This window comes from Thermogemmatispora sp. (assembly GCF_019683635.1).
Taxonomy (GTDB): domain Bacteria; phylum Chloroflexota; class Ktedonobacteria; order Ktedonobacterales; family Ktedonobacteraceae; genus Thermogemmatispora.
In genome coordinates this window covers 1-7,151 of the sequence record NZ_JADGIA010000238.1, presented here as the reverse complement: position 1 = coordinate 7,151, position 7,151 = coordinate 1, and the positions used below count along the sequence as shown (strand labels likewise).

Genomic DNA, 7,151 nt, shown 5'->3' with positions numbered 1-7,151 from the left:
TTGAAGAGTTCGTCAACGCCAGCCAGGCTACGAAGGGACAGTAATGCTTAAGGGAGCGATCGCACGCCGCTACGCTGAAGCTATCTTCAATATCGCGCGGCAGCAGCAGACGCTAGATCGCACCCTCAACGAGGTGCGCTCCATTGCTGAGCTGTTGGCCCAGCGCAAGATGGCCTATCTGCTGAGCGAGCCGAAAATTCCACTGGCGCGCAAGGAGCAGGCGCTGCGTCAGGCGCTTGCGTCGCGGGTCCTGCCGACGTCGCTCAATCTCGCATTGCTGGTGGTCCAGCGTAATCTGGTCGAGTTGATGCCGAATATCGCGCGCGAACTCGAACAGCTCGTGCTCCGCTACAAAAACCAGGCAATCGCCGAGGTGATCACGGCGGCGCCTCTCGATGAGGCCGCGCTTCAGCGTGTGAAGCAGGCGTTAGAGCGAAGAACAGGAAAACAGATTATCTTGCAGACAAAGGTCGAGCCGGAGATTCTGGGAGGGATCATCGCTCGCGTCGGCGACGAGGTCATTGATGCCAGCGTCCAGCATCGGCTGGCTACGCTTCAGCAGCGCTTGCTGCAGGAGACCGCTGCCCATAGCTCTGAGCTGCTGGCATCGCTGGAACTGCCTGCCGCCCTGGCGACGGTCAACGATCCACCAGCCAAGGATCGCCCTGAGCCGACACGCACTCAGTAAGGGCCAGAACTGCTTGCTTGCTTGTTTGCTTGTCTGCCTGCTCTTGCCCGACTGACTGGACTGCAGGTAGTGAGGCCCGTTGGCTTACGTGCCGGCTCCCCAACTCTCTGGTTGCTGGCCGTTGCTCTTTTGTTTGCTTGCTCATTCGTTCGCTTCTCGTTCGCCAGTTAGTTAATCTGTACTTTAGCGTTTTGCCCATCGCTCGCTCTCGTCCGTAACGGGCCGGCTGCCCTGTCTACTGGTCTGCCTTGTTGTTGCCTGTCCTGCCGTCCGTCGAGCTTGAGGCCGGCACAGCAGGCTTGCGTCGGGCTGGTCTGTGCACGCAGCTTCGATCTGCGGTTTGGGCTTGGCCCCTGCGTGTGTGTGGTATTGGCTTCTTGTTCCGGCTGGCCTCTATGGCGAGGAGAGACTACCTGAGGAGGAAAGACGATGGCATCGTGGGCAGATGAAATCAGTGCCATCATCGAACGTAATATCGTTGGCTTCGATCAAAGCCAGCCTGCCACGGCCAGCGTCGGGACCGTGATCGCCGTCCAGGACGGCATCGCCCGCGTCTATGGCTTGCAGGATGTGAAATATCTGGAGTTGGTGGATTTCCCCCGCACCGGGCTGAAGGGTATGGCCTTCAACCTGGAGGAGGAGACGGTCGGCATCATCATTCTCGGCGACTATACTGAGCTGCGCGAGGATGATGAGGTGCGCACGACCGGTCAGGTGATTTCGGTCCCGGTCGGCGATGCGCTGATCGGGCGCGTGGTCAATGCGCTCGGTGAGCCAATCGATAATAAGGGACCGATCATTACCAATAAGCGGCGCCCGATCGAGCGCGTGGCCCCCGGCGTGATTACGCGCCGCTCGGTGAATACACCGGTGCAGACCGGTATTAAGGCGATCGACGCGATGATCCCCATCGGACGCGGTCAGCGCGAGCTGATCATCGGCGACCGCCAGACCGGTAAGACGGCCATCGCTATCGATACAATCATTAACCAGAAGGGCAAAGATCTAATCTGCATCTATGTGGCCATCGGCCAGAAGAATTCTTCGGTGGCGCGCACCATTGCGACCCTGGAGAAGTATGGGGCGATGGAGCACACGATCGTCGTGGTAGCCGGCGCCGCCGATCCGGCTCCGATGAAGTATATCGCGCCTTACGCTGGCTGTGCGATTGGCGAGGAGTTTATGGAGTCGGGCCGCGATGCGCTGATCGTCTACGATGATCTGACCAAGCACGCCGAGGCCTACCGCAACATTTCGCTGATTATCCGTCGCCCGCCGGGCCGCGAGGCTTATCCCGGTGATGTCTTCTACCTGCACTCGCGCCTGCTGGAGCGCGCGGCTCGCCTGAACGAGGACTACGGCGGCGGCTCGCTGACAGCTCTGCCGATCATCGAAACGAAAGCCAACGATATCTCGGCCTACATTCCGACCAACGTCATTTCGATTACCGACGGCCAGATCTTCCTGGAGACGGACCTGTTCAACGCCGGTATTCGCCCGGCGATTAACGTCGGTATCTCGGTCTCCCGCGTGGGAAGCAGCGCCCAGACGCGCGCTATGCGTCAGGTGGCTGGCTCGCTGCGCCTGGATCTGGCTCAGTTCCGCGAGCTGGCAGCATTCGCACAGTTTGCTTCCGACCTCGATAAGGCGACGCGGGCCCGCATCGAGCGCGGCCAGCGCCTGACAGAGATCCTCAAGCAGAAGCAGTACCAGCCGCTTGAGGTAGAGAAGCAGGTGATGATCATCTACGCTGCGACACAGGGCTACCTGGATGATGTGCCGCTGGCACTGATCCAGGAGTGGGAGGCGGCTTTCCATCGCTATATGGAGGCGAACCATCCCGAGATCGGCCAGGAGATCATTGAGAAGTCGGTGAAGCAGCGCAACAATATGTCCGACGATCTGCTGGCACGTCTGCGAGCCGCTATTGAGGAGTTCAAGAAGACCGCCGCACCGCAGCCGCAGAAGGCTCAAGCAGCAGCTAGCTAGCTAGGAGGCGGAGAGAGCTATGCCATCAACCCGCGAGATTCGGCGGCGCATCAGGACGGTGAAGAATATTGCGCAGATTACGCGCACCTTCCAGATGATCGCCAGCAGCCGCATGCGACGCGCTCAGGAGCGTGTGCAGCGGGCGCGCCCTTATGCGGAGCAGATTCGGGAGCTGGTGTCACGCCTGGCAACGGTGGCCGGCGAGGATCTGGGCAATGAGGTGGCGTTGCTGCGCAGCCGCCCGGTGAAGCGCGTCGGCCTCATTGTGATCTCGCCTAATCGCGGCTTCTGCGGCGCGCTGCCGAGCAATATTAATCGTAAGGCGGCCTCAACGGCGCTGGAGGTTCAGGAAGAGGTGCAGCGAGCCGAGGGGCAGCGTCCCGCCGTCTCGTTTGTGGCCATTGGTCGCAAGGGACGCGATTTCATTGTGCGGACGCAGCAGCACCTGCTGGCCGAGTTTACGCAGCTTAGCGATAATCCTTCGATGAACGACGCGTCGGCAGTGGCTCAGGTGGCAATGGATGCTTTCCTGAGCGGCGAGGTGGATGTAGTCTATCTGGTCTACGCTCGCTTTGTGAGCACCACCTCGCAGCAACCGGTGGCGATCCAGTTGCTGCCGGTGCAGCCGCCGCAGAGCGAAGGCAGCAGCGAGCGTCAGCGCATTGACTATATCTACGAGCCGGACCCGCGGGCCATCTTCGAGGCTTTGCTGCCGCGCTATGTGGATGTCCAGGTTTATCTGGCGCTGCTTGAGGCGCGGGCCAGCGAGGAGTCGGCGCGTATGGTAGCGATGAAGAACGCTACCGATAATGCAAACGAGCTGGTCGATGATCTGACGCTGGCCTATAACAAGGCCCGTCAGGCCAGCATTACGACACAGATTCTTGAGGTGGTGGCCGGCGCCGGCGATCTGTAGCCGCCGCCTTCACCAGCTGGTGCGAGTCCGTTGCCGTGGGCGACAGGTCATTGCTTCTTCCTGTCAGTCCCACGCAACAGTCTGTAACGAAACGAACGCTGAACGGAAGCGGGATGGATGCAGACAGGCTCGCTTGCTTTGCTGGCAGTGAGCGGCTGCGCTGTCGAGGCTTCCGCAGGAGGCGAAGAGATACATGACGACAAAGACACTTGCCAAGGGGAGGGTGGTCCAGGTGCTCGGGGCCGTGGTCGACGTGGAGTTTCCCCCCGAGCAGCTGCCTCCTATCTATAATGAGCTGGTAGTCCGCCCCGAGGGTTCCGATCAGGAGCTGTCGCTGGAGGTGGAGCAGCACCTGGGCAATAACTGGGTGCGCTGCGTGGCAATGGGACCGACCGATGGTCTGCAGCGTGGCCTGGAGGTCATCGATCGTGGCCAGCCCATCTCGGTCCCGGTTGGCCCCAAGACGTTGGGGCGCATCTTCAATGTGCTTGGTCAGCCGATTGACAATAAGCCGCCGGTGGTCGATGCGCCGCGTCTGCCGATCCATCGTCCCCCTCCGAGTCTGGAGGAGCAGGCCAAAGAGGTGCAGGTCTTCGAGACCGGCCTGAAGGTGATCGATCTGATCTGTCCTTTCATGCGCGGCGGTAAGGTTGGCGCCTTCGGTGGCGCCGGCGTGGGCAAGACGGTAATCATTCAGGAGCTGATCAATAACGTGGCCAAGGCCCACGGCGGTTATAGCGTCTTCGCCGGCGTCGGCGAGCGCACGCGCGAGGGGAACGATCTCTACCATGAGATGCAGGAAGCCGGCGTGATCGACCGCCTGGCGATGGTCTTCGGCCAGATGAACGAGCCGCCTGGGGCGCGCTTGCGTGTGGCGCTGACTGGCCTGACGATCGCGGAGTATTTCCGCGATGAGGAAGGCAAAGACGTGCTGCTCTTCATCGATAATATCTTCCGCTTCACACAGGCTGGTTCTGAGGTGTCGGCTCTGCTTGGGCGTATGCCTTCGGCGGTGGGCTACCAGCCGAACCTGGCGGAGGAGATGGGTGAGCTGCAGGAGCGCATCACTTCGACGACGCGCGGCTCGATTACGTCGATGCAGGCGGTCTACGTTCCGGCGGACGACTATACCGATCCGGCGCCCGCGACGACCTTCGCTCACCTGGATTCGACGATCGTGCTCGATCGCGCGATTTTCGAGCAGGCGATTTTCCCGGCGGTTGATCCTCTAGCTTCGACCAGCCGCGTGCTTGATCCGCAGTTCGTGGGTCAGGAGCACTACGATACGGCTCGTGGCGTGCAGCGCGTGCTGCAGCGCTATAAGGATCTGCAGGATATCATCGCGATCATGGGCGTTGACGAGCTGTCTGAGGAGGACAAGCTGATCGTCTCGCGCGCCCGCAAGATCCAGCGCTTCTGCTCGCAGCCGATGTTTGTGGCCGAGGTCTTCACGGGCCGCCCCGGGAAGTATGTGCCGCTCAAGGAGACGGTGCGCGGCTTCAAGGGCATCCTTGAGGGGAAGTACGATCATATCCGCGAGGAGCATTTCTACATGGCGGGTACGATCGATGAGGTGATCGAGCGTCACGAGCGCGAGCAGAGGTCACTCTAAGATGGCTGGAAAACTGCATGTCGAGGTGGTGACCGCCGAGCGGGCGCTCTACAGCGGCGAGGCGGACCAGGTGAACGCTCCAGGAACGGAGGGCCGCCTGGGCATTCTGCCGCGCCATGCGCCGCTGTTGGCAGTGCTGGCACCGGGCGAGCTGCTGATCCGCCTGGGAGATGCTGAGGAGCCGATCTTCGTCTCCGGCGGCTTCCTGGAGGTCTTCGAGGATCAGGTAACGGTACTGGCTGATGCCGCTGAGCACGCCGAGGAGATCGATGAGGCCCGCGCTCAGGAGGCGCGCCGCCGTGCTCTGGAGCGTCTGGAGCAGGCGCAGACGGATGCTGAGCGCGCTGAGCTACAGGCGACTTTGGAGCGGGCGGTGAGCCGTCTGCGCGTGGCCGAATTGGCACGTCGCCGCCATACACGCCGTATTCGCCAGAGTACGGAGGAAGAGTAGCCCCACGTTCGCTTCGCGGGCTTCGCTGGCTGTGGCAAGCCAGACCGGGCGCTGCACGCTCCTCGCTCACTTGATTGAGGAGCGCCGGCGCTTTCTTGCAAGGCATATTGCCCAGCGGGAAGCTGGTAACGAGCGATGGTGTTCCAACTTTATCCAGAAGAGGAGGAAAGGGAGAGCACAATTGATCGATGCTCTCCCTTTCCTGCTTGCGTTGGTTGATGAAGGCTTCTTTTGCAGAGGAAGCCATTCGCCGATCTAGAAGCTCCCTCCATCGCCTCCGCCGAAGTCGCCTCCACCGCCGAAATCACCACCGCCACCGAAGTCGCCTCCAGCTCCGCCACCGAAGTCACCTCCGCCACCGAAGTCACCGCCTCCCCCCATGCCGGGATCACCGGCGAAGCCAGCTTCTTGATGGTGGGCCTCTTCTTCACCAGCCATCTTGCCAAGCTCGTAACCAATCAGGCCGCCACCAAGGGCACCAAGGCCGCCAGCAGCCCAGGGATTCATGCCTCCACCCTGGTTAGGCGGGTAGTAGTTAGGAGGATAGCCTCCCTGATACGGACCCTGGTATGGATAGCCAGCCGGAGGCGTCGGCTCATAGGGTACATTGCTGCGACCCCAGCCCCAACCCCAGCCCTGGCCAGAGCGTCGGCGCACAACTGCGAAGAAGATTCCTCCAATGATCAGTACCAGCAGACCGATGCAGCAGAGTGTACCCAGACCACTCGACAGGAGGCCGCCAGCCCCAGAATTGGCCGGGGAGCCACCTTCGCCACTCCTGGCAGCCGCCAGCGAATCCTCCAGCGAGCGAATGGCCGCCAGCGTCGCCCCAGTATAGTCGCCGTTATTGTAATTGTCCTTGAAGGCGTTGTAGGCGTCTTCTGCGGCGCTGTTGGAAAGCGGCACCTGCGATCCAGACTTGATGTACATCCAGTGATGAACGGTATCAATAGCGATGACAATGAGACGCGAGTTGGTGACATGGCTTTGTGTGCGCGCCTCAAAGTCGGACTGGCTGCCTGTGAAGGAGTTAGTCGTATAGATCGCGATGGGGTAGGGCAGTTTTGCCGCCTCGCTTTGGATGCGAGCTTTATCGAGGACACCAGCCCCGTCACTGATGGTGACGCTATCGGCCAGCGTAGCCACACTGGTCAGCATCAGCAGCAAACCGCTAAGCAAAAGGGCTAGAGCTGGCTTCAATAGCATTGATCTGATAATATGAGCGTGTCGGGCAGGAAACTCAGCACTTTCCTGAGCCTTCTGCCTGGCAGAACGCGCTCGTATGAGACTCATGAACGTGTTCCCCTCCTCTTTTTGCCCTATCATGCCGCACTCTGTCGTTCCATGCCACGCTATTTATACGGATGATCTAGGGCCGGGGTTGACAGAGTCGACAGCCAGACTCGGCCCTATCTGCAACGCGCCGCTAAAAGCTCCCGCCAGCTCCTCCTCCGCTGTCGCTGAAGCTCCCGCCGGCACTCCCTCCACTGTCGCT

Annotated in this window: 6 protein-coding genes; 5 read left to right on the top strand and 1 reads right to left on the bottom strand. The window is 61.0% G+C overall.

The window, feature by feature from the left end; all coding sequences use genetic code 11:
• Positions 1-43 precede the first annotated feature (43 nt).
• The 5 genes from atpH to IRZ31_RS18885 all read left to right on the top strand — a co-directional run bounded on the left by atpH (position 44) and on the right by IRZ31_RS18885 (position 5,656).
• Positions 44-688, top strand: coding sequence for an ATP synthase F1 subunit delta (gene atpH, locus IRZ31_RS18905; RefSeq protein ID WP_297156529.1), 645 nt, complete (start codon positions 44-46; stop codon positions 686-688).
• Positions 689-1,117: 429 nt separating this feature from the next.
• Positions 1,118-2,677, top strand: a complete 1,560-nt coding sequence (atpA, locus tag IRZ31_RS18900) for a F0F1 ATP synthase subunit alpha (RefSeq protein WP_297156526.1) — start codon at positions 1,118-1,120, stop codon at positions 2,675-2,677.
• A gap of 19 nt (positions 2,678-2,696) precedes the next feature.
• The gene (gene atpG, locus IRZ31_RS18895; protein WP_297156523.1) at positions 2,697-3,593 is read left to right on the top strand and encodes an ATP synthase F1 subunit gamma; all 897 of its coding nucleotides are present in this window, start codon (positions 2,697-2,699) and stop codon (positions 3,591-3,593) included.
• Positions 3,594-3,786: 193 nt separating this feature from the next.
• The gene (atpD, locus tag IRZ31_RS18890) at positions 3,787-5,205 is read left to right on the top strand and encodes a F0F1 ATP synthase subunit beta (protein WP_297156520.1); all 1,419 of its coding nucleotides are present in this window, start codon (positions 3,787-3,789) and stop codon (positions 5,203-5,205) included.
• A gap of 1 nt (position 5,206) precedes the next feature.
• The gene (locus IRZ31_RS18885) at positions 5,207-5,656 is read left to right on the top strand and encodes a F0F1 ATP synthase subunit epsilon (protein WP_112429954.1); all 450 of its coding nucleotides are present in this window, start codon (positions 5,207-5,209) and stop codon (positions 5,654-5,656) included.
• Between the two features lie 255 nt (positions 5,657-5,911).
• Here IRZ31_RS18885 and IRZ31_RS18880 read toward each other — a convergent pair whose 3' ends face one another.
• Positions 5,912-6,949 carry a hypothetical protein gene (locus tag IRZ31_RS18880; RefSeq protein ID WP_297156518.1) on the bottom strand — a complete coding sequence of 346 codons (1,038 nt, stop codon included), beginning with the start codon at positions 6,947-6,949 and terminating at the stop codon, positions 5,912-5,914.
• Between the last annotated feature and the right edge of the window lie 202 nt (positions 6,950-7,151).